The sequence below is a fragment of the uncultured Marinobacter sp. genome (assembly GCF_947488835.1).
Lineage (GTDB): Bacteria > Pseudomonadota > Gammaproteobacteria > Pseudomonadales > Oleiphilaceae > Marinobacter.
The window spans coordinates 341,255-364,045 of record NZ_CANLBK010000004.1; the positions used below are offsets into that span (position 1 = coordinate 341,255).

Here is a 22,791-nt window from a genome sequence, read left to right on the forward strand (position 1 = left end):
GAAACATAGCGTCAGTTAGCCTGAATTGCGCCGATAAAATGCGCTCTCTTGTCGGCTTCTTTGCAAGGAGTATAAAGAGGCTAAGCCGGATTTGCAGCGGAGTTTCGTTTATCCGGCTCCGTTTCCGTTAACAAGCCTTCGGGGCACGTGTAAACTAGGCCGCTGTTGTTTGTGTATAGGCGCCCAGTTGCGCTATCCATACTCCTTCACGCACCTGAAACAGGAACCTTGCTACCGTGCCAATGTCCGACAACTATCTGCAGCCGCAGAAAGGCACATTGCAACGCCGGTTTGCGAGCCTGTTTGCCGGGCTTGCCCTGATGACAGCAACCGGAGTGTCTGCTGAGGAACTCGCTCCGTCTGCGGCAGAGCTGGATTGGCGCCCAAAAAGCCAGCTCCCTGATGCGGTCAGGAATTCATTGCCTGCCTTTTGCTCAGGCGGTTATCTGCCATCGGGTGGCGGCGAAATCGGCTCCGCTGTTTTTGGTGAAAGCTCTGATGAAGCATCACCCCTGCAAGCCAGCGGCTTGAACGCCCGTTATGAAATAGACAATGAGCTCTATCTGCAGGGCGATGTCCAGGTGCGCCAGGGTGGTTTTTATGTCACTGGTTCTGAGGCCCGGTACAGACAGAGTGCGGGCCGGCTAACGATTCAAGGCCCCTTGGTGAGCCGTGGTGACGGGTTTTTGTTGACCGGGGAGCGCGCTGAGTACAGCGTGGACTCAGGGCGTTTCGACATCAATACGGCGACCTTTCTGCTGCACGGCCCGGAAATGCGAGGCAGTGCCGGAAGTCTTTCCCGGGTGGATGATTCCCGAGTAGAAATTCACGACGGCATGCTCACCACCTGCGGCCCACAGCAAAACGACTGGGCGATTGTGGCCTCCGAAATCGAGCTGGATCAGACCGAAGGTTTTGGAACCGCCAAGCACGTTCGCCTCGAGGTCCTGGACGTTCCGGTGTTTTATTGGCCCTACGCCAGCTTCCCCATTGATGACCGGCGCAAGACCGGCTTTTTGTACCCGCAATTTGGTTCCTCCAGCGCGGGTAGTGGTGCGTACATTGCTACGCCTTATTACCTGAATCTGGCACCCCATTACGATGCTACGTTCACGCCGCAGTACATCCATGGCCGCGGGTTGTTCAATGAGGTGGAAGGCCGATATCTCAGTGGGCTTGGCGAGACTACCTTGCAGGTGGGATATATAGATAATGATTCGGCCTATGCAGATGACAACCCTGGCGAATCCGGCCAGCGCTGGGCGTTGGATGCCTCCACCCGGGCAGAGTTTGGGAGTGGCTGGAACGGCTATGGCGATTTTTCTGTGGTCAGTGATGAAGACTATCTGAGCGACCTGAACCGCAGTCTGGCAATAAATCAGGCCACGCACCTGCAGCGTATAGGAGGCGTGCGCTATCAGGGGCCAAACCAGTATTTTGATGTGTACCTTAATGACTATCAGACCGTCAGCGACCGAATTGCCCAAGCAGACAGGCCATACGCTCAGCTGCCGGGTGTTGTATATGCCGGAACCGCCAAAGCCGGCTTGTTTGAGGCCGGGCTGGAGAGCCAGTACACCTGGTTCTATCGCGACAACGATACGCTGACGGGGCTCGACAAAGCGAATGGTCAGCGCTTTCGTGCACGGCCAGAATTGGCATTGCCAATGCGCGCCCTCTGGGGTTTCAGTCGCCCATCAGTGAGCCTGGACTACACGCGTTACGAGCTGGAAGATTATAGCGCCGGAACGGAAGGGTTTGACCGTACGGTGCCTGTGGTGGAGTGGGACAACGGCCTGTATTTTGATCGCCAGACTAATCTGTTTGATGTGCCCTACAACCAGACCCTTGAGCCCCGGTTGTATTACGCCTGGGCTGATGCAGAAGCAGATCAGAACTACATCCCGTCGTTTGATACTGCAGTGCAGACCTTTCGTTTTGAGCAACTGTTCCAGCCTGATCGTTTTGTGGGCGGCGACCGGGTAGGCGAAGCCAACCAGCTCACTGTGGCGTTGACAAGCCGGTTCAACGATCTGCTTACCGGCGCGGAACGGGCTCGCTTCAGCATTGGTCAGGTTCAGTACTTCGAGGATCGAGAGGTGACGTTGTTTGGTGAAGGCGGAAGTGATCGCAGCCGTTCGCCGCTTGCCGGAGAAGTGGTGTTGAATCCCTTGCAGAACTTACAAATCCGGTCTTCGGGGCTCTGGGATCCTGAAACCGGTGATACGGAAGAGGGTCGCAGCCAGCTGATCTTCCATTCGCAGGACTACCGGTATCTGGCAAGTGTTGGCCATACTTACAGCAAAGGGGAGCTGGATCAGTCTGATATTGCGGCGGTTCTCCCGGCAACAGACCGTGTTAGTCTGATCGGCCGCTGGGTGTACGATTCGGATCTCGATCGTACCGTCGGCTCTTTGGCCGGGATCGAGTACAACAATTGCTGCTGGAGTGTTCAAGTGGTTCACCAGAACTACCTGACAGATGATCAGCAGCTGGACAGCCGTATACTGTTCCAGATTCAGCTAAAAGGCCTGGGTGGCAGTGGCGGGTCCTCTTCGTCGATCTCTGAAGCTATATATGGGTTCGATGAGCGCGAGCAGCGCCGTTTCGGAACCCGCTGATTCGTTTTGCCCTGACGGCAACTGTGCCATTCCGGTACCTTATCCGCAGGCTTATTTCTTCATTATGAGGTGATTATGAAGGCGACGATTCGCCAAGGTTTTCAGGCACTGCTGATGCTGTTGGCAGTGGCGCTGTCTTTTTCGGTTCATGCTGAACGCAAGCTGCTCGACCAGGTGGTCGCCATCGTGGATGACGATGTGATTCTCCAATCCGAGCTGGAAGCGCGAGTCAGCACCATTACCGGCCGCCTGTCGGCTCAAGGCACTGGCTTACCTCCACGTCGCCTTCTCGAGGAGCGGGTTCTTGAGCAGTTGATTACCGAGTCTGTTCAGTTGCAGATGGCAGAGAAAATGGGCATGCGCATCAGTGATAACGAGCTCAACGAAACCCTGGCCAACATTGCCAAGAATAACGGCATGAGTCTGGCCGAGTTTGAAGACCAGCTGGCAGCGGAAGGCGTAAGCTACCGCCAGGCCCGGGAACAGATTCGTCAGGAAATGCTCTCAGGCCGCGTTCAGCAGAGGCAGGTTGGCAACCGTATTCGTGTAACAGACAGGGAGGTTGAGAACTATCTTCTGGCGCTGGAGTCCGGCGGCGGGAACGACGCGGAATATCGACTGGCCTATATTTTTATCGAACTGGATAACCCCGCTGATGATGCGGCGGTAGATGCTACCCGCGAGAAAGCCGAAGCACTCCGCACTGCCATACTGAACGGTCGCGACTTCCGTGAAGTGGCCGTTGCGGAATCCGATGCCACCAACGCTCTCGAAGGCGGAGATATGGGTTGGCGTGCCGAGCGCCAGTTACCATCACTGGTTGCGCCGGTTGTGCCAGCGCTTGAAGTAGGCGTGCCCTCGGAGGTTCTCGAGAACAACAGCGGCTTCCACATGGTTATGGTGATGGACAAGCGCGGTGGTGCCCAGAAACAGGTCATACAGCAGAACCTTGTGCGCCATATCCTGATTCGGCCTTCTGGAGCGGTAACGGATGCGGAGGCGGAAGCCACTATTCGGGATCTCTTTCAGCAGCTGCAGGACGGTGCTGATTTCGCCGCGTTGGCAAAACAGTATTCAGACGATCCCGTGTCCGGTTCTGACGGCGGTAATCTTGACTGGGTAAGCCCCGGGCAAATGGTGCCAGCGTTTGAGCAAGCCATGCAGGAAGCCGAAGTTGGTGAGTTCAAAGGGCCGTTCCGCTCGCAGTTTGGTTGGCACATCCTTTTGGTTGAAGAGCGTCGCCAGAAAGACATCAGTGTTGAAGTGAAAGAGGCGGAGGCGCGCCAGACTATCTATCGCCGCAAATTCGACTCTGAGCTGCAAAACTGGCTCCGGGAAATCCGGGATGAAGCCTTTGTTGAATTAAAAGGCGAGTATGCAACCGACACAGCGGAAGACGAGGCCAGTGATTCTCAGGAAGCTGCAGAATAATGAGCGATGAGGTTGTTCTGGCCCTTACGGCGGGCGAGCCTGCCGGCATAGGCCCCGAGCTATGCTTGCAACTGGCGGCAGCACCGTGTGACGCAGGTGTAGTGGTTGTCGCCAGCCTGCCACTGCTGGAGGCTCGGGCCCGGCTTTTGGGCCTCAACGTTAATCTGCATCCTTGGCAGCCCGGCATGGCACCCAAAAAAGATGCGGGTGAGCTATCTGTGTTGCATGTTGAGGGCTGTGCATCGTTTCAGGCGGGCAAACTGGATGTTGCCAACAGCCACTATGTACTTGAAACCCTCGAGGTTGCTGCTAAAGGTTGCTTGGCGGGTGATTTTGACGGCATGGTTACTGCGCCCGTTCACAAAGGCATCATCAACGAAGCCGGAATTGCATTCAGTGGCCATACCGAATTCTTGCAGGAGCTTTGCGGCGTCGAGCGAGTGGTTATGATGCTTGCCACAGAAGAGCTGCGAGTGGCGTTGGTAACAACTCACTTACCCCTGAAGGACGTATCTGCGGCCGTTACACCAGAGCGGATTACTCAAGTCGCCACCATTCTCAATGCCGACCTGAAAAAGTTTTTCGGCATCGAGAAGCCAAGAATTCTCGTGTGTGGCTTGAATCCCCATGCAGGGGAGGGCGGCCATCTTGGCCGGGAAGAGATAGACGTTATTGAGCCAACACTTGAGAAGCTTCGCGCTGATGGCATGCAGCTGATTGGCCCATTACCGGCGGATACGCTATTTACACCCCACTGGCTTGACGATGCGGATGCAGCTCTGGCCATGTACCACGATCAGGGATTGCCTGTTCTCAAATTCCAGGGCTTTGGACGCGCTGTAAACATTACTCTGGGCTTGCCCATCGTGCGCACATCGGTAGATCACGGCACGGCCCTGGATCTTGCCGGTACAGGCAAGGCAGACTCCGGCAGTCTGTACACGGCTATCCGGGTGGGTGGGCAAATGGCTCGCTCTCTCAAGTCTGCAAAATCGCAAAGTCCTCAACAAAGAGATATTTGAGTGAGTAAAAAAGCCGGCCATCAGGCCAGGAAACGGTTTGGCCAGAACTTCCTTCACGATCCGGGGGTTATTGAACGCATTGTCCGCGCCATTCACCCAAAGCCGGACGATGCCATAGTTGAAATAGGCCCCGGCCTTGGTGCTATCACCGAGGAGATTCTGGCGGTTAACCCCAAACTCCAGGTTGTGGAACTGGATCGCGACCTGATCCCTGTGCTGCGCACCAAGTTTTTCAACTACCCTGAGTTTCGCATCCACGAAGCGGACGCTCTGAAGTTTGATTTCAGCCAGCTTGTAGATGAGAAGCCACTGCGCATTATTGGCAATCTGCCCTACAACATCTCAACACCGCTGATTTTCCATCTGCTGGCCCAGTCGGGCGTGGTGCAGGATATGCACTTCATGTTGCAGAAAGAAGTGGTACAACGGATGGGCGCTGTACCCGGGGATAACAACTATGGCCGGCTGGGTATCATGACCCAGTATTTCTGCAGGGTTCAGCCGCTGTTTGAAGTGGGCCCCGGAGCTTTCCGGCCTGCGCCGAAAGTGGATTCTGCCATAGTGCGGCTGGTTCCCTATAAGGAGCTGCCGCATCCGGCCAAGGATCTCGTCACATTGCAGGCGGTTGTACGAACCGCATTTAATGCTCGCCGGAAAACCTTGCGTAAGGCCTTGGCTGGCATGGTAACGGTAGAGCAGTTGCAGGCTCTGGGGATCAATGACGGCCTTAGGCCCGAAAATCTCAGCCTGGCGGATTATGTGAGCATTGCGGACTTACTGGTCACTGAAAAAGGCATTGATCCACCGGGTGTCCAGGCCGGTGAAAATGATGCAGGAGACTTAAGCGGAGATAGCCATGACTGATTACGCCATAGGCGATATTCAGGGCTGTTATGACCGTTTCCAGGATGTTCTGGCCAAGGTGGACTTTTCGCCTTCCCGTGATCGCCTCTGGGTGGCGGGTGATCTGATTAATCGTGGCCCTTCCTCCCTTAAAACCCTGCGTTACATCGAGAGTCTGGGCGATTCTGCAGTGGTGGTTCTGGGTAATCACGACCTGCACCTTTTAGCAGTAGCGTTTGGCGGTCACGAGCCAAGGCGCAAGGATACGCTCAAGGGAATACTGAAGGCACCCGATCGCGATAAGCTCTTGGGCTGGCTGCGACAGCAGCACCTGTGTGTGCATGACCCTGAACGTAACCTCATTATGGCCCATGCGGGAGTGCCCCACATCTGGAGCGTTCAGCAAGCCTTGGCCAGCGCCCGGGAAGTGGAAGACGTGATTCGCGGGGAACAGGCCGGGGAATACTTTGCACTGATGTACGGAAACCAGCCGGAAGGCTGGAATGAAGACCTCACAGGCATGGATCGCTGGCGGGTGATCACCAATTATTTCACCCGAATGCGTTTTATTGCCCAGGATGGCAGGCTTGAGCTCACCGCTAAAGAGTCTGTTGGCAGCGCGCCTGAGGGCTATGCCCCCTGGTTTGAATTTCCCCGCACGGATGACTTGCGCGTGATTTTCGGCCACTGGGCTGCGATTGAAGGTGAAACAGGCAAAGACCGCTTTATAGGCCTGGATACTGGCTGCGTTTGGGGCGGAGCGCTCACCATGATGAACCTGGATACTGGAGAGAAAATCCACTGTGATTGCTGAATCGGCAAAGTCACATACCTCTGGCCTTATGCGTCTGCCTATTATGATCGGAGCCTTCTTTGCGCTCACGGCTGTGATGGCCGGGGCGTTTGGTGCGCATGGCCTGCGTAACCTGGTGAGCGAGCGCAGCCTGGATGTTTTCCAGACGGCGGTTACCTACCAGATGTATCACGCCATCGCGTTGGTGCTGGTTGCTTTGCTGACAGGCTTTGGGCTTTCACGGCGGTTGCTCGGACTGGCCGCAGGCTTTTTTGTGGTGGGCATTCTGTTGTTCAGTGGCAGCTTGTATACACTGGTGCTGACCGATTTACGCTGGGTTGGCCCGGTTACGCCCATGGGCGGTGTCTGTTTTATGATCGGCTGGATATTGTTGCTGACCGCTGGCGTGGGCCAGCAAACGAATCAAAAGAGAGGTTAGGAGCGTTATGCAGGTTCAGGTAAATGGCGAAGCCAAGGTGCTCACAAAAGGTGCCACCGTTTCATCATTGTTAGAAGAAATGGCACTAACAGGCAAACGGCTGGCAGTGGAAGTAAATGAGGACATAGTGCCTCGCAGCCAGCACGTCGAGTATACCCTTAACGACGGAGATCGCGTTGAGGTGGTACACGCCATCGGGGGCGGCTAATCCCCATCTGGCTGGGCTGGAGCCTGGCTGTGATATGCATTTTCAAAAGCTTACATCCTTACGTTTTACCAACCCGGAAACACTATGACCAACACACCAGAAATCCTGCTGCCCGAAGATAAACCGCTTGAAATTGCTGGTCGCATTTACCAGTCGCGATTGCTGGTTGGCACCGGGAAATACCGTGATCTGGCAGAAACAGGCCGTGCTATTGAAGCGAGTGGTGCTGAAATTGTAACCGTGGCGGTTCGCCGTACGAACCTGGGCCAGAATCCGGATGAGCCCAATCTTCTGGATGTGATTTCCCCGGACCGCTACACCATCCTGCCCAACACGGCCGGTTGTTATACCGCCAAAGACGCAGTGCGCACTTGCAAACTGGCACGGGAACTTCTCGACGGTCGCGATCTGGTCAAACTGGAAGTGCTGGGTGAGCACAAAACCCTGTACCCGAACATGCCGGAAACCCTCGCGGCCGCGGAAGAGCTGATTAAAGACGGCTTCAAAGTGATGGTTTACTGCTCCGACGACCCATTGCTGGCCACGATTCTTGAGGAAATGGGTTGTATCGCCATCATGCCTCTGGGCGCACCTATTGGCTCCGGGTTGGGCATTCAGAACCGTTACAACATCCGGTTGATTGTCGAAAATGCCAAGGTTCCGGTGTTAGTAGATGCGGGTGTAGGTACAGCATCTGACGCTACTATTGCCATGGAGGTGGGTTGTGACGGTGTTCTGATGAACACTGCCATTGCTCAAGCCAGAAACCCGATCAAAATGGCCAGTGCCATGCGATTGGCGATTGAAGCTGGCCGTGAAGCTTATCTGGCAGGCCGGATGCCCAAAAAGCTCTACGCAAGTGCATCCTCGCCCCTTGATGGCACTTTCTTTTAATTTCGATTCTGATTAAGAGCGCTGCAGTATGGCCATAAACGATCAGAAGCCCAGTCGCCGGGAGGCAATCCTCCACGCCCTGTTGGAGCTCCTGGAAAAGGACCCCGGAGCCAGAATTACCACGTCTGTTCTCGCTAAATCCGTTGGTGTCACTGAGGCGGCGTTGTACCGCCATTTTCCCAGTAAGCGGAAGATGTTTGAAGCGCTTCTGGAGTTTGCGGAAGATGCGGTGTTTTCCCGCTGTCAGGTAATCCTGCAGGAGCAGGACGATGTGCGCGTGCGATTGCAGCAGTTGGCGCATCTGGTTTTGGTGTTTGCCGAGCGTAATCCGGGTTTGTGTTGTGTTCTCACTGGCGATGCGCTGGTCGGCGAAAACGAGGCATTGCGCAAGCGTGCGTCCCAGTTTTTTGAACGCCTGGAAACCCAGGTGCGGCAAACCCTGAAAGAAGGCGAGATCCGTCAGGGCTTGCGGCCACGCACCAGTGCAACTCGGGGTGCGGATTTTGTTCTGGTGTTCATGGAAGGCCGCATTCAGCGATTTGTACGCTCATCGTTCTCCCGATTGCCCACGGCTGATTTTGACGAAAGCTGGGAGTTGGTTGCTGAGGCTGTTTGGCCTAAGTAAGCCTCATTCGTATCCAGAAGCAGAACGAAGAATCTGGCGTATGGGCTCCCAAATTGCAGGTGCCGAAATCAAAATATCGCGGCCCCAAAGGTCGGCAGGGTAACCGTCGGGTACTTCGCTGAAGTGGCCAGCTGTGGCGCCGGCTTCCAGTGCAATCAGGCGGGCGGCAGCGAAATCCCAAGGGCTGACGTTTTCGTAGTAGATATCCAGTCGACCGCAAGCTACCCAGCAGATATCCAGGGCAGCCGAACCGATTCGGCGCAGGTCGCGGCATTCATGGATCATTGCGTTCAGGCGGTTAACCAGCGGGGCCAGGTTGTCTTTGGTGTAAGGGAATCCGGTTGCAAAGAGTGAGTCTCTGGGAACCGTCGCACCGCTATTGTGAATAGGATTACCGTTGAGCGTGGCGCCGTCGCCGCGGGTTGCGCGGAAGGTTTCGCCGGGGAAGGGTGCATGTACCACGCCGGCTTGCACACGGCCGTTTTCTGCGTAGGCAATGGACACGGCAACCTGCGGATGGCCATAGGCGTAGTTTACGGTGCCATCAATCGGGTCAACAATCCAAAGCGGTGTTTCGAGGTTCTCGGCCTGGCTGAGGTCCGGAGTGTTTTCCTCAGACAGAATTCGATGATCCGGGAAGCGTTTCTGAATGGCGCTGGTGATGAACTCATCGGCCATGATGTCGGCGTGGGTCACCAGCTCGGCCTGGTATTTGTATTCAGTACGGAGGGTGTTGTTGTCACGCTCCCGACGAATCAGCTCTCCGGCTTCAATAGCCAGATCTTCTGCGAAATCGGTAATGTCCCGCAGGGAAACAGAATCAGACATGGCGCCCCCTTTAAAACTTCTCTGAAGAGTGAGGGCGCCAGTCTACCACGGCTTGATCAGAGGCTGTTCAGCCAGGCTTCCATCTTGTCCATAGCCTTCACCAGGCGTGGACAGGCCTTATTGATGAAGTCATCCCCCAACTCTTGATCGGCCTGGTCCTCACCGGCCAACCGCAGGGCTCCAGCACCTTCAAAGTCGACGAACGCCAACCGCGCCCCTAAGTGATCTGGCGCGAACCCGAAGTCGCTGGCTGGCAGAATGGCCACACCGGTGCTCTCAAGCAGAGACTGGCAAAACGCCTGGCTGGTTTTGATGTCTTTTCTTGCAAGCTCGTCCCGGAAGTTGGAGAAATCCGGGAACACATAGAATGCACCTTCGGGCTTTTGCACAACGGCGCCCATGGCGCTCAGGCGGGCGTGCATATACTCACCCACTACTTTCAGCACACGACGGGACTGCTTGAGGTATTCATCAATGTCATCGCCTCCTTCAAACGCGGCAATCGCCGCATATTGAGTGGGCGCGCTAGTGGAGGTGTAGGTTTCACTGGCGATGATCGCCATGGCGTCCTGAAGAGCACGCAGTTCTTTCGGGAAAATAAAAGTGCCCAGTCTCCAGCCGCCAGCACCTGCCCACTTGCTCAGGCCAGTGCTGATAATGGTGCCTTCAGGGTAGTAGCGGGCGATGGATTTGTGCTTTCCTTCGAAGTGTACTTCGCCGTAGATCTCGTCCGAAAGCAGGATGAGCCGGTATTTTCTGGCCACATTGGCAATGGCCAGCAACTGGTCGTCTGTGTAGGTACACCCGGTTGGGTTGGACGGGTAGTTGAGAATCAGAATACGCGGGCGCGAAGCGTCGTCCCGGCAAATGATGTCCAACTCTTCAGCGGTGAGCTGCCAGTTGTTTTCTGCATGGGTCGGTAGCCAGTGTACTGAACGGCCGATGATGCGTGCCTGGGGTGCGTAGGAAACCCAGCTCGGGCGTGGGATGAGCAGGTCGCCGTAGTAGGCCAGTTGCAATATGAACAACAGCTCCTTGGAGCCTGGGCCGATCAAAACGTCTTCCCAGGTACACCGCATACGCTCACTGCGGTTGATATATCCGGCAATGGATTCACGCAGGCTTTTCAAACCCTTGACCGGCAAGTAGTCCTTTTCGTGGGCGTGCTCTTTCAGAGCATCCACCACGCGCTGGGGAACAGGGAAGGGTGATTGCCCCAGCCCAAGCTTGATGATGTCCTTGCCTTCGGATTTAAGCTGGTTGCTCAGCTCGTTGATCCGAAGTGTGGCGGAAGGCTGGATGCCTCGAACGTTCAGGTTAATCGCAAAGCGCTGGTCGTTATGGATGTCCATTGTCTCAGTCTGTTGGTTGGGAGTGGCCCCGACAGTATAGGAAACCCAAACATATCTGTGGGTGCTATAAGGATAGGTGATTGCCGAAGCATAACGTCGCTTAGCGGTCGCGAACCCATACCTCTACCCGCCCGTTGCGCAGTTGGCCGCTTTTACCTCCAGAAGTGCCCACCGGCATGTAGTGCCCGTAGCCGGTGTAGCTAACATCACGAACGTTTAGGTTGTGCAGGGCTTTGCGCACTGAAAGGGCTCGTAATTCCGAGATCATCTGTGCTCTCAGCTCGTTGGTTTGTTGGTCGGCGAAGCCGATGAGCATCAGGTCGTCCGCGCTGCGGTTTTCCCTGCTGAGGAATTCAGCCACTCGCCTTAAATCTCTTTGCGCCTTATTGTCCAGTTTGGTACGTCCCTCCGAGAACCGGAAGTTGACGGTCAGCCGGCTGTAGTTGTGTGTCAGCAACTTGAAGGTGGCTGGGGTGCTGTCGTCCAAATCGGGTTTGATCGCGAGTGGGTTCTGGGAAACAAACCCCGACCTGGAGACGATAGTCTGGCCTTCGGCACTCAATGCGAAATCCACGAAGTCTTTCACTATGGCGGCTGTGTTATCACCAGATGTGTACATGAAAAGGCGTCTGGCCAGTGGGTAGTCTTCGCTGGCTACGGTCAGCCTGGAAGGCTTCAATGCGGGTGCCTCACCATCTGCGATTGCCAGCAGCTTGCTGCTGCGTACCGAAGCCAGCCCGGAGAATCCAATGCCGCCCGGGTCGACACTCACATCGTCAGAAAGCTGGTCGTTCGATTCGTAGCGTCTGGCCGATGCGTGGAGCGGGTATTGCTTGCCCAGAACCAGGCTCTTGAAGGTGTCCCAGGTTCCGGAGCGGTCATCCCGTGCGTACAGGGTAATGGGCAGATCGGCGCCGCCGACCTCAGACCAGTTGCTGATTTCACCCGAAAATACCTTGGCCAGAGTGTTGGTATCCAGCTGGTTAATCTGATTTGACGGGTGAACCAGCACCGCGAGGCCGTCAATGGCAATCACATGTTCGCTTTCAATGCTCTTCAGGTTAGCGTGCCCCGCCATTTGCTGCACTTCTGCTGGTTTGACAGGGCGTGATGAGGCCCACACATCTGCAGTTTGGGTTTGCAGCGCTTTGAATCCCGTACTGGAGCCATGGGCGGCAACCAGAATTCGAAGTGCGGAGCCATCCTGATTTCCGATCAGAAGTTTCTCGTTATCCGTCCCGTTGCTAAAGGAGCCTACAGGGCCTTGACCACGGCTTTTCAGGAAACCTTCAACAAGCATGGGGGCGAGTTCTGCGCCAATGGTATTGGAGCCATGAATCTCCATATCTTCGGCGTGGCTGGCAGGTGCATTGACAATAGAAAGCAGGTAGAGCACTCCCAGAAGGGTGCGCTGCAGATGGCGTCGGCGGATTTGAATCATCGGAAAGCCTCATAGCAACAGATAGTTAGCGTTGCATGAAGAATGCTACAAAACTATTACAGGAATGTTTCAGTGGGAGTGGGTGGTTGTAATAATAGGGGGGCAATTCAGGAGCGTCAGGAAAAGCGGTGAGGGTCCAGTTCCATTTGCAATATGCGCGGGCCAAGCATGATAATCCGTCCGCTATAGCGCTCTTCGCCCGTGGATGTGAAATCGAACATAAAGCGCCGCCAAACGCGGAGCTGGCCTTGGTCATCCCGTTTGAACCAGATGCCGCGCAGATAGATAGCATCGTCAAGCAGCATGACGTCCATGGTTTTGCAGTAGCGGTGAGCGGCTTGGAGCACCGAGTCCTTAATGGCCTTGGCTCGCCACCAGTACCAGATGGCAAAGCCAGCGGTAAAAAGCCAGAACAGTGTTCCTAGAGTCATGATAACAGCACGATAGTGACAGCTTTCCGAATTGTGTAACGGATTAGAGTTTAGCCTATCTTAATTGTGGCGGCATGGGGAATTACTATGGTTTTGATCGAACACGGGCCTGCAGCGGGCGGCGCCCCGCTGTACTGGTTGGTGCGCAGATGAGACCATTGTGGACTAGAAGTACCAGGAGCATGTGATTTATGCCGATTGAGCAACCCCACGATTTTGAGGCTTTGGTGGCGCAGTATCCACGCGCAATCATGATTGCCACTAAAGAGCCCAGAATTACCTATGTAAACCACATGTTCCATACTATCACCGGCTATCAGTCTGACGAGGTGGTGGGGAAGACTCCTTCTGTTTTGAGTTCGGGGCTCCATACGCCTGAGTTCTACCGTGAGATGTGGCAGTCTCTGGCCAATGGTGAGCGCTGGGAAGGCTTGATCTGGAACCGGAAGAAAAACGGTGAAGACTACCCGCAGTGGCTCAGCATTTACGCCATGGAAGACAAAGGCCAGCAGGTTTATGTCGGAATGTTTATGGATATGGGGGAGAGAGGCGGGGCAGATGAGCGCTTGGCGTCACTTGCTTATTATGATCCGCTTACGGAACTGCCCAACCGTTCGTTATTCAAGGAGTTTTTAAACGCTCGCGTCAGCCGGCGCTCGCGTGGTGATACCTGCTTCGCCGTTCTGTTTGTGAACCTGGATTTTTTCAAAGCGGTCAATAGCCTGCATGGACATGAGCGTGGCGATGGGGTGTTAAAGCAGGCGGCAAGTTGTATTCAGAGCGTGGTGGGCAAGGATGACATAGTGGCCCGGCTTTCAGGTGACGAATTCGCCGTCATTGTGGAGCTTCAGGAATACGACATGTTGCATGAATTATGCGAGCGCTTGATCCAGGCATTCCGTGCACCTGTGATTGTTGGCGACCGCGAATGCTTCATTTCAGCATCTGCAGGGGCCGCGGTATATCCGGTACACGGGGAAATTGGTACAGAACTTCTGCAAAATGCAGATCGTGCCATGCATATGGCCAAGCTGGCAGGGCGTTCCTGTTATCGCATATACAGCGAGGCAGACGATGAGAAGGGCCGTCGTGAGCATGAGCTCTCGGAAGCTCTGACAGTCTCTCTTAAAACCGCATCGGATGAGTTCCATGTTGTGTACCAGCCACAGTACGACCTCTGCTCAGGTCAGATTGTGGGCGTTGAGGCTTTGTTGCGCTGGCAACACCCTGAATTTGGAGCGGTGTCCCCTGGCGATTTTATTCCTCTGGCAGAACGCCGTGGCCAGATCCATGAGATCACCTATCAGTTGGTGCGAGGGATTATGGCGGATTTGCGCGAGGCACCCCCGCCCTTGCAGGGCCAGTATGGCCTTGCAATCAACATATCTGCCCGCCAGATCACGGATGCGCGGCTGGGTGTAGCGATTGGTCCATTGTTTGATCGTATTCGTGAGCTCGGTTGGCGCCCGGAAATAGAGATCACAGAGACCCACGTAATGAACCTCTCTGATCAAAGTCTGGAAATACTGAGAGCGTTTCAGGAGCAGGGCGTGGGGATAGCGATTGATGATTTTGGAACCGGTTACTCATCACTGGCTTATCTGCAAAACCTTCCAGTGCAAGTTCTGAAAATTGATCGCCAATTCATTAGCTGTCTTGGTGGTCAAGGTGGTGGCTCGCAGATTGTAACGGCGATCCTCGGAATAGCCGAGGCCCTGGGTCTTGAGGTTGTCGCAGAAGGCGTCGAAACTCAGGAACAGTATCAGGAGCTATGCGAGTTGAGGTGTCAGCGCGGGCAGGGCTTTTTAATGGCTCGGCCCCAGCGCTGGCAGCAACTACAAGGCATGATTTCTGATCCCTATCGTAATAGCACGGCTTGAGTTGTAGCTGCCACCGTCGGCATTGCCGCTCCCTCGTGATCAAATTGTGCTCATAAAAAAACCGGCTCACCATTCAGTGAGCCGGTTTTTTCAACCTTATCCGCTACCCGTTACGGATTCGCGGGTAACGGCTTTGGGCTAACGTCCTGCTCTTCTTTCCCTTCATTGTGATCACGGGCCAGCAGAATGTAGAAGGCTGGCAATACGAAGATCGTGAACAGCGTGCCTATACCAAGGCCAGCGGTGATCGTCAGACCAATAGCAAACCGGCTCTCGGCGCCAGGACCCGCTGCAATGAGCAATGGCACCATGGCAAAGATCAACGCCAATGACGTCATGATGATTGGCCGCAAGCGAATGGCGGCTGCCTCAATAACAGCTTCTACCTTGCTCAAGCCTTTGTCTCTCTGCAACAGGTTAGCAAACTCTACAATCAGTATGCCGTTTTTCGAGACCACCCCGATCAAGGTAATCAAGCCGACCTGCGTGTAGATGTTCATGGTTGCGTAACCAAGGACGATAAACGCCATGGCGCCCGCCACAGACATAGGCACAGAGACCAGAATGATGATTGGATCTCTCCAGCTTTCGAACTGCGCGGCAAGCACCAGATAGATAACCAGCAGCGACAGGAAGAAGGTTACAATCAACGCACTCCCCTGATTTGCCAACTGTCGGCTTTGGCCAGTGTAGTCGTAGGTGAAGCCTTGCGGGAATACTTCATCCGCAGTTGCTTCAATATAGTCCATGGCTGCACCCGCAGAAACGCCCGGCATAACAACACCTTCCAGTGTCAGGGAGTTCTGCTGGTTGAACTGGGTGCGGTCTGAGGGCTCTACACTGTGTTCAAAGCTTACAACGCTGCCCAGCGGCACAAGGTCGCCCTTGCCTGAACGGATGTAGTAATCATTGAGTGCCTGCTCATCCAGCCGGAACTCCTGATCCACCTGAGGAATAACCTGGTAAGACCGGCCTTCCATGCTGAAGCGGTTGATATAGCCACCGCCTAGCATGCTTGAAAGCGACTGCCCTACGTCTTGCATAGAGAGCCCCAGGTCGGCGACCCGGTCGCGATCCACTTTGATGCGCGTAACCGGGCGATCAAAGTTGATGGATTTTTTCAGGAACATGAAGTTACCACTGCCCATTGCCTTGCCTAGCAGCTCATCGGCCACCTGGTCGAGCTGCTCGTAGCTACTACCGGTAGTGACAACAAACTGGAAGGGCAACCCACCACCTGACCCAGGCAGTGCAGGCATTGCGAATGCCGCAGTCTGCAGACCGGTTACATGTTTCAGTTCGGCGTCCAATTGCGGCTGTACTTCAAACTGGGAGATATCCCGCTTGCTCCAGGGCTCCATTTTGAAACCGCCAAACACCGCGTTGGGGGCAGTGATGCCGATGATCATGAAGTCTTCCTGATAGCCTGGCACCGTCGCAATGCGGTTCTGCACTTCGCTGCCGTGCTCGGTCAGATACTTCATAGTCGCTGTTTGGGGGGCGAGGCCCTGATAGAAAAGAATGCCCTGATCTTCCGTTGGGGCCAGCTCGTTCTGGCTCATCATCACCATGAAGTAAATCGAGCCCAGCACCACCAGCGCAAAGAACACGACCACTGACTTGGTTTGCATCAACGAGCCGAGAATGGCTTTGTAGCCGGAGGAAATGCTGTTGAACGTGTTTTCAACCAGAGTTTCGAACTTGCCGGGGTTGCCGTGGGGCTTCAGCACCATGCCAGACAGCATGGGTGAGAGAGTCAGTGCGATGATGCCCGAAATCACAACTGTGCCCGCCAAGGTGAACGCAAACTCGGTAAACAGCGAGCCTACAAGGCCTCCCATAAAACCGATGGGCGCATATACGGCAACGAGCGTGGTGGTCATGGCGATAATGGGTACAGCCATTTCCCGTGCGCCGTGTAGCGCGGCGTCTAATCGTGATTCACCTTCCGCAATGTGCCTGTGTATGTTTTCCACCATGATAATGGCGTCATCTACCACCAGACCGATGGCGAGAACCATGGACAACAAGGTGAGCAGGTTCAACGAGAACCCGAACATCAACATGATAAACGCACCACCGATCAGCGATAGTGGTACCGCGACCGAGGGCACAATGGATGCCCGAATGGAGCCCAGGCACAAGAATACGACCACGAGTACGATGCCCATGGCTTCAATCAGGGTGCGAATAACTTCGTTGATAGAGTCTTCAATAAAATCAGACGCGTCATATGCGAGCCGAACATTCATACCCGCAGGCAGCTGGCTTTCGATATCTGGCAGATCGTCTTTAACCAGTCCGGCTACCGTCAGGGGGTTTGCACCGGGTGCAAGATCAACCGCTACAAACGTGGCCTGCTTGCCTTTGTACAGTGCCAGCTTGTCGTAGGTTTGCGAGCCCAGCTCTACCCGCGCAATATCCTGAAGGCGAATCTGGGTGCCGTTTTTTTCCTTAACAACCAGATTCCGGAACTCGTTCGGGTCAGACACATCGGTGTCACTGGTCATACTGATTTCGGTATAGGTGCCCTTGGTATTACCGACGGCCGCCTGGTAGTTGTTAGCCCGCAGTTTTGCGACGACTTCCGTAGGCGTCATATCCACGGCGGCCAGGCGCTCCGGATCAAGCCAGATCCGCAGTGCAAAGGGGCTACCCAGTATGTTTGCTTTACCAACGCCGGCCAAAGCCTGGATTCTGGGCTGAACAACCCGTGTCAGGTAATCGGTAATCTGAGGAACATCGAGCTCCTCACTGTAGAAGGCGATGTACATCAGTGCCGTTGAGTCACCTGTTGTGGAGGTGATAACCGGATCCTGAGCTTCCGCAGGTAGAACGTTACGCTGACTGGCCACTTTTGCCTGTATTTCTGCCAGTGCGGCGTTAGCGTCGTAGTTCAGGTTCATTTTGGCCTGAATGGTGGAAAGGCCCTGAGAACTGGTAGATGTCAGGTAGTCGATGCCACTGGCTTCAGCAATAGCCTGCTGCAAAGGCGTGGTGATAAAGCCTTTGATCAGGTCTGAGCTGGCACCGGGATAGGCCGTCGTTACCGTAACGGTGGTGCTCTCAAGCTCCGGGTACTGCCGGATTTCCATTTCCATGGCTGCCCGAACGCCGAGCAGTAGAATAAGAAGGCTAACCACCGTCGCCAATACGGGACGATGGACGAAAATGTCAGTGAATCGCATTACTCAGATGCCTCCTGCGGCTGCTTCTGTTCGCCATTTTCGTCATCCTGAATGGTGACCCGCTGGCCGGCACGGAGTCTCAGCAATCCTTTGGAAACCACTTGCTCACCGGCTTCAAGGCCGGAAGTAATAGCGACCTGCGTATCTCTGGTTTCGCCGGTTTCGACAGAACGGCGGCTAACGATCAAATCACCTTCGTCGTTTTCTTCAATAACAAATACGAAGTCGCCATAAGTGTTATAGGAGATCGCAGTGAGCGGTATGGTAACCACGTCTCTATCGTCTGGCTGAAGGGTTTGAATGGTTGCGAACATACCCGGGCGCAACAGTTTTTGTGGGTTGTTCAGAGTGGCGCGTACGCGCACAGTGCGTGTTTCCGGGTTAACGGACGTGTTGATGGCACTGACTTTGCCCTTGAACTCCTGTTGCGGCACAGCGGCAACCGTAGCGGAAACATCGTAACCCCGGGCAACGCTTTGCAGGTTCTTCTCAGAAAGCGTGAAATCCACGTAGATCGGATCAAGCATGTTGATTTCGACGATGGGCGTGCCAGTGGGAACGTATTGGCCCTGGTCTACCATGCGAATACCCAATGTGCCGTCGAAAGGTGCGCGGATGACCTTTTTGCTCAGCTGTGCTTCCGTTTCATTAACGCGGGCTTGGGCTGCGTCAAAGTTTGCCTTGGACTCGTCATACTGGGCCTGGGAAACAGCGCGCTTTGGGAGCAGATCGGAAATACGCTTGAATTCCTGCTCGGCCAACTGTGCTTCGGCTCGACGGGTGCGCACGGAAGCTTCTATGATCGAGGCGTTCAGGCGAATAAGAATATCGCCTTGCTTGACAGTGTCGCCAGACTCAAAATTAATTTTCTCGATGACGCCGGGCACCTCGTTTGCCACTTCGATGCCGTTAACAGCCTTGATGCTGCCTACAGCCTTGATAGAGGGTGTCCATTGCTCAGTGCGAGCCTTGGTAGCGGATATCTCCGCGGGTGGTTGAGGCTGGGAGAGCATTTCACCCATTTGGCCAAATTGATAAAACTTGTAGCCGAAGATGCCACCAAGCACCACACCGAGGAAAATAATTGCAATCAGGAAGCGGGAAGCAGTGCGCATAAGTCTGGTCCTGGAAATCTCTGTTTGGATGCGGGAAGGATTGATTCGCGACAAAACATAGCATGCTACAAAATTCAGGGTGCTGTTGTCACCGGTTTGTAGGTACTTTTGGCGAACATTGTCGTTACACTAGGTGCCAGAACTACGTTCTTTCAGCAGTAAGGGATCATTCATGCATTGGATACTGGGAATTGCGCTGGCGGCGGCCGTCTTTGTAATTCTGAAACAGTGGGGCAGATTGTCGGCGGAAAAGAAGAAAGCTGCAACCTGGAAGCTCGTACTTATTGTTGGCGGTGTGCTTCTGCTGGTAATGGTTTTAACCGGCCGAGTGCACGTGCTGACTGCCGCCATTGCAGCGTTAATCCCGCTGTTGCGGAAGTTGCCCGAGCTCGTTCGTTTCTTTCCGGCGCTGAATCGGCTGTTTACCGGAAAAGATAATACTGGCGATGCTGGATCAAATGAAGGGCACTCCGGAGCTGGGCAAGCACCCTTTAATGGAATGACAGAGCGAGAGGCCTGCGAAATCCTCGGCGTTACAGCAGCGTGTTCGAAAGCAGACGTTGTGTTGGCGCACCGCCGCCTGATACAGAAGCTGCACCCGGATCGTGGCGGGAGTGATTATCTGGCCGCAAAAATTAACGAAGCCAAAAGTGTATTGCTGCGCACCAGGGAGTAAATGTTAGTGGATGACGTCGACCTTGACCTCAAAACTTCGGTTATCCGACCGGCTGCTATTTACGCTGTAGGCAATGCCTGACTGCTTGCTGGTAGATTCCGTTGACGTGCTGCCGAGGGAAATCCACTGGCCAGGTTCTACTCTGCGAATGGTGACGACCGCTTGGGTATCATAACCCTTCAGTTCCGCAGGATCGGCCTCGAAAGACACGATGTTCAGTTCCACCGAACGATCTGAAATCACCTGTGGGCTAACCACAAATCCGCTGTGCGTTTCGACTTGGGTCAAGATAGCGGCGGGGTTTCGGCCACCGCGAACTGCAAAGGGCAGAGTGCGTACCTGGCCCGAGCTGATATGAGCAGATTGACCGTCCATAACCACAAGGCTTCGTTCCCGGGAGCCGCCGGTGGTGGTAACCCTGTGCTCTGCGGTTACGCCAATTTCGTTGCGTGTTGAGGTAACGCCGGCACCGGAGCGCTTGCCGCCAATATCTTCTGTAGACCGCACTGTGATCCGGAGTTGCGCCGGGGCCACGTCGAGTGTGTTCACCAGGGTAGCTATTTCATCCAGCAGCTGTTGGTCTCCGCGAACGACCATTTTTTGCCCTTGGGCGGTAATGGACACAGGTTCGCCCTGATAAAGCTCTCTGATCTGGTGGGCAACATCTGCTGCGGGCCGGTTGTTGAGCTGATACGCCCGGGATTCAGCGAGTGCCGAGCCTGCGCCCGAAAGAAGTGCCAGCGCAGATACAAAGAGGAACAGCACGCTGAGATTCCGCAAATTCAGTGTCATAGTTGGTTCCCATCTTTCTGATAAATCCGGTTTGTTTGTTAAATAATCCGGTTTACGGGTTGCCAAGTTGAAAACCCGGGGTATATATTGATAAGCATGAAGACGACACAAGCGATCTGTCAATTGAATGTTCTGCAAGCTTTCGGCCAAAAACCGTTGGCGGCAGTCGCTGCTGTGTTTTTTTGGTGGTTTGGTTATGGCTATTTTAGCCAGAGCCAGGGCCGCCCATAACATCTTCACCAAACGAACAACGAGGATGGCAGCCCGGCGAAAAACCAGGCTGCCGTCGGAATCAGAAAGCCCCGACTGTAGCCCAGCCGGGGCTTTTTTGATTCTGAAGCAAGGAAACGGGAACACAGACATGAACATGCCTTTAAACGCTGCCGGGGAACGCCAGATGCGCCAGACGCAGAGTGCCGCCGCAACCCACCGGCAGGAAACTGCATTGCCAACGCCGGCTGAGCTGCGCCAGCGCTTACCTGTGGATGAGCGACTTGCCCGGCAGGTGGACAGGCACCGCCAAGCTGTCCGGGACATTCTGCACGGCGTAGATGATCGTACGTTGATTGTGGTGGGGCCTTGCTCGGTTCACGACGAAGTGGCTGCGCTGGAGTATGGCGAAAAGCTTAAAGTTCTCGCCGACGCCGTCAGCGATCGGTTTTTGATTGTTATGCGGGCCTACCTGGAAAAACCAAGAACCACAGTGGGCTGGAAGGGGTTGCTGTACGATCCGGAGCGCACTGGAGCCGGCGACCTTAACGAAGGCTTGCTGCGCTCGCGCCGTCTGCTTCTGAATCTGGCGGAAATGGGATTGCCGCTTGCCACTGAGGCTCTGAGCCCTTTCGCCATGGATTACCTGGGTGATCTGGTGAGCTGGACTGCTATCGGAGCCCGTACCACCGAATCCCAGATTCACCGCGAGATGGTTAGTGGTTTGCCCATGCCTGCCGGGTTCAAAAACGGGACCGACGGCGGAATCAATGTTGCGATTAATGCCATGCAGTCTGGGGCACACCCACACCATCATCTGGGAGTGTCCAGCCATGGCGCACCAGTAATGGTCAGCACCCGGGGTAATCCAGACACACACCTAGTGCTGCGTGGTGGTCGGGGCATCACCAACTTCGACGAAGTGAGCGTTCAGCATGCCACGCAAAGCCTGGCTGATGCGGGTGTGTGTGCCGCAATCATGGTGGACTGCAGCCATGATAATGCCTGCAAACAGTCAGAGCGACAGATCGACGTAGCCCGTGAAGTGATGCGACAGAAGCATGCTGGCAATACCGGAATTCGTGGGCTGATGCTGGAAAGCTTTCTGGAAGCAGGCCGGCAAAACGATGGCGACGACCTGCGTTACGGCTGTTCTATTACTGACCCATGCCTGAGCTGGGATCAGACGGAGGCTCTGCTCCGCTCACTGTAGACAGCAAGAGCTGCCCCGCCAGTAGCAACAGAACACCGCCCATGAGCCGGTCGAGCCAATGGCCGAAGCGGTTAAAGTTTTTGCGTACGGCAGGCAGCGTAAAAAACACCGCAACCAGGGTGAACCAAAGTCCTGTTGCCAGTGCCATGTATGCGCCATAGCCGGCCTGGATGGCCACCGGCGTGCCAGGGCTGATGACAACCGAGAACAACGAAACGAAAAAGAGCGTTGCCTTCGGATTCAGGGCATTGGTCAGAAAGCCCAACCGGAGGGCAGCAAACCCTGTCTGTTGGGAGCTGCTTTTGGTGTCCACGTAGATTCCGCCTGCCTTGGCTCTCAGGCACTGTACGGCGATCCAGGTGAGGTAAAGTGCGCCCGCAATTTTGAGAACGGTAAACAGCAATATCGACTGTTGGATGATCAAGCCAATACCCAACAGTGAATAGCTTACGTGCACCAGAATGCCGGCCCCGATACCGGTTGCGGAAAGCAGAGCGTTTTTGCGGCTTTGGCACAATGCCTGCCGGAGCATCACAGCAAAATCTGGCCCTGGGCTCGCCACAGCGAGCAGGTGGACGAGCGCCACAGTAAGGAATTCTGGCCAGTAACTGTTCATACGGAAATTTCTCTCTGGGTTGGGTATCTGGGCTAGGCTGTATTAGGTATCTGAGTTTGTCAGAACCGTTACCGGCCTGTCAGCATAAATCCAGTCGTCGGTTTTTTCACGTACCGAATAAAATAACCCCGGCTTCTATACTGCTGTAGTGACCATTGAGAAATTCACCCGGT

The 22,791-nt window shown here is 54.8% G+C and carries 20 protein-coding genes; 12 read left to right on the top strand and 8 right to left on the bottom strand.

Features of this window, described 5'->3' with window-relative positions; translation table 11 throughout:
* Positions 1–320: 320 nt before the first annotated feature.
* The 9 genes from Q0824_RS15195 (at position 321) to slmA (ending at position 8,876) form a co-directional block, all read left to right on the top strand.
* Positions 321–2,621: an LPS-assembly protein LptD gene (locus tag Q0824_RS15195; RefSeq protein ID WP_298452661.1), complete on the top strand. Its 2,301-nt coding sequence runs from the start codon at positions 321–323 to the stop codon at positions 2,619–2,621.
* A gap of 75 nt (positions 2,622–2,696) precedes the next feature.
* A complete protein-coding gene (locus Q0824_RS15200; RefSeq protein ID WP_298452531.1) occupies positions 2,697–4,052 on the top strand; it encodes a peptidylprolyl isomerase in 1,356 nt (451 codons plus the stop codon).
* Positions 4,052–5,074, top strand: a complete 1,023-nt coding sequence (gene pdxA, locus Q0824_RS15205; protein ID WP_298452534.1) for a 4-hydroxythreonine-4-phosphate dehydrogenase PdxA — start codon at positions 4,052–4,054, stop codon at positions 5,072–5,074. The genes Q0824_RS15200 and pdxA overlap by 1 nt, the downstream gene beginning before the upstream one ends.
* Entirely contained in the window at positions 5,075–5,938 is an 864-nt protein-coding gene (gene rsmA / locus Q0824_RS15210) for a 16S rRNA (adenine(1518)-N(6)/adenine(1519)-N(6))-dimethyltransferase RsmA (protein ID WP_298452537.1), read from the top strand.
* Positions 5,931–6,731, top strand: coding sequence for a symmetrical bis(5'-nucleosyl)-tetraphosphatase (locus Q0824_RS15215; protein WP_298452539.1), 801 nt, complete (start codon positions 5,931–5,933; stop codon positions 6,729–6,731). The genes rsmA and Q0824_RS15215 overlap by 8 nt, the downstream gene beginning before the upstream one ends.
* Positions 6,732–6,774: 43 nt before the next feature.
* Positions 6,775–7,149 carry a DUF423 domain-containing protein gene (locus Q0824_RS15220; RefSeq protein ID WP_366521678.1) on the top strand — a complete coding sequence of 125 codons (375 nt, stop codon included), beginning with the start codon at positions 6,775–6,777 and terminating at the stop codon, positions 7,147–7,149.
* A 7-nt stretch (positions 7,150–7,156) separates the two neighbouring features.
* A complete protein-coding gene (thiS, locus tag Q0824_RS15225) occupies positions 7,157–7,357 on the top strand; it encodes a sulfur carrier protein ThiS (protein ID WP_298452542.1) in 201 nt (66 codons plus the stop codon).
* An 84-nt stretch (positions 7,358–7,441) separates the two neighbouring features.
* The gene (locus tag Q0824_RS15230; protein ID WP_298452545.1) at positions 7,442–8,251 is read left to right on the top strand and encodes a thiazole synthase; all 810 of its coding nucleotides are present in this window, start codon (positions 7,442–7,444) and stop codon (positions 8,249–8,251) included.
* 34 nt (positions 8,252–8,285) lie between these two features.
* Entirely contained in the window at positions 8,286–8,876 is a 591-nt protein-coding gene (gene slmA / locus Q0824_RS15235) for a nucleoid occlusion factor SlmA (protein WP_366521679.1), read from the top strand.
* A gap of 3 nt (positions 8,877–8,879) precedes the next feature.
* Here slmA and Q0824_RS15240 read toward each other — a convergent pair whose 3' ends face one another.
* The 4 genes from Q0824_RS15240 to Q0824_RS15255 all read right to left on the bottom strand — a co-directional run bounded on the left by Q0824_RS15240 (position 8,880) and on the right by Q0824_RS15255 (position 12,928).
* The gene (locus Q0824_RS15240) at positions 8,880–9,704 is read right to left on the bottom strand and encodes an inositol monophosphatase family protein (RefSeq protein WP_298452550.1); all 825 of its coding nucleotides are present in this window, start codon (positions 9,702–9,704) and stop codon (positions 8,880–8,882) included.
* A 56-nt stretch (positions 9,705–9,760) separates the two neighbouring features.
* Positions 9,761–11,056 (bottom strand): aminotransferase class I/II-fold pyridoxal phosphate-dependent enzyme, encoded by a 1,296-nt coding sequence (locus tag Q0824_RS15245; RefSeq protein ID WP_298452553.1) that lies wholly within the window; start codon positions 11,054–11,056, stop codon positions 9,761–9,763.
* A gap of 100 nt (positions 11,057–11,156) precedes the next feature.
* The gene (locus tag Q0824_RS15250) at positions 11,157–12,497 is read right to left on the bottom strand and encodes a substrate-binding domain-containing protein (RefSeq protein ID WP_298452556.1); all 1,341 of its coding nucleotides are present in this window, start codon (positions 12,495–12,497) and stop codon (positions 11,157–11,159) included.
* A 116-nt stretch (positions 12,498–12,613) separates the two neighbouring features.
* Complete coding sequence (locus Q0824_RS15255) at positions 12,614–12,928, bottom strand: DUF3301 domain-containing protein (RefSeq protein ID WP_298452559.1); 315 nt, start codon at positions 12,926–12,928, stop codon at positions 12,614–12,616.
* A 191-nt stretch (positions 12,929–13,119) separates the two neighbouring features.
* Between Q0824_RS15255 and Q0824_RS15260 the strand changes: the two genes are divergently transcribed.
* The gene (locus Q0824_RS15260; protein ID WP_298452562.1) at positions 13,120–14,808 is read left to right on the top strand and encodes a GGDEF domain-containing phosphodiesterase; all 1,689 of its coding nucleotides are present in this window, start codon (positions 13,120–13,122) and stop codon (positions 14,806–14,808) included.
* Between the two features lie 110 nt (positions 14,809–14,918).
* Here the strand turns inward: Q0824_RS15260 and Q0824_RS15265 are convergent, their stop codons facing one another.
* On the bottom strand, positions 14,919–17,996 hold the full coding sequence (locus Q0824_RS15265) for an efflux RND transporter permease subunit (RefSeq protein ID WP_298452564.1): 3,078 nt from the start codon (positions 17,994–17,996) through the stop codon (positions 14,919–14,921).
* The gene (locus tag Q0824_RS15270; protein ID WP_298452567.1) at positions 17,996–19,111 is read right to left on the bottom strand and encodes an efflux RND transporter periplasmic adaptor subunit; all 1,116 of its coding nucleotides are present in this window, start codon (positions 19,109–19,111) and stop codon (positions 17,996–17,998) included. Before Q0824_RS15270 ends, Q0824_RS15265 begins: the two co-directional genes overlap by 1 nt.
* A gap of 172 nt (positions 19,112–19,283) precedes the next feature.
* On the opposite strand from Q0824_RS15270, the gene Q0824_RS15275 reads away from it, so the two are divergent.
* Complete coding sequence (locus Q0824_RS15275) at positions 19,284–19,787, top strand: molecular chaperone DnaJ (RefSeq protein ID WP_298452570.1); 504 nt, start codon at positions 19,284–19,286, stop codon at positions 19,785–19,787.
* 3 nt (positions 19,788–19,790) lie between these two features.
* Here Q0824_RS15275 and Q0824_RS15280 read toward each other — a convergent pair whose 3' ends face one another.
* Entirely contained in the window at positions 19,791–20,579 is a 789-nt protein-coding gene (locus Q0824_RS15280; RefSeq protein ID WP_298452573.1) for a secretin N-terminal domain-containing protein, read from the bottom strand.
* Between the two features lie 361 nt (positions 20,580–20,940).
* Between Q0824_RS15280 and Q0824_RS15285 the strand changes: the two genes are divergently transcribed.
* Positions 20,941–22,002 carry a 3-deoxy-7-phosphoheptulonate synthase gene (locus Q0824_RS15285; protein ID WP_298452576.1) on the top strand — a complete coding sequence of 354 codons (1,062 nt, stop codon included), beginning with the start codon at positions 20,941–20,943 and terminating at the stop codon, positions 22,000–22,002.
* Here the strand turns inward: Q0824_RS15285 and Q0824_RS15290 are convergent.
* Positions 21,947–22,618, bottom strand: a complete 672-nt coding sequence (locus Q0824_RS15290; RefSeq protein WP_298452579.1) for a LysE family transporter — start codon at positions 22,616–22,618, stop codon at positions 21,947–21,949. The two genes, Q0824_RS15285 and Q0824_RS15290, sit on opposite strands and share 56 nt — an antisense overlap.
* Positions 22,619–22,791 lie beyond the last annotated feature (173 nt).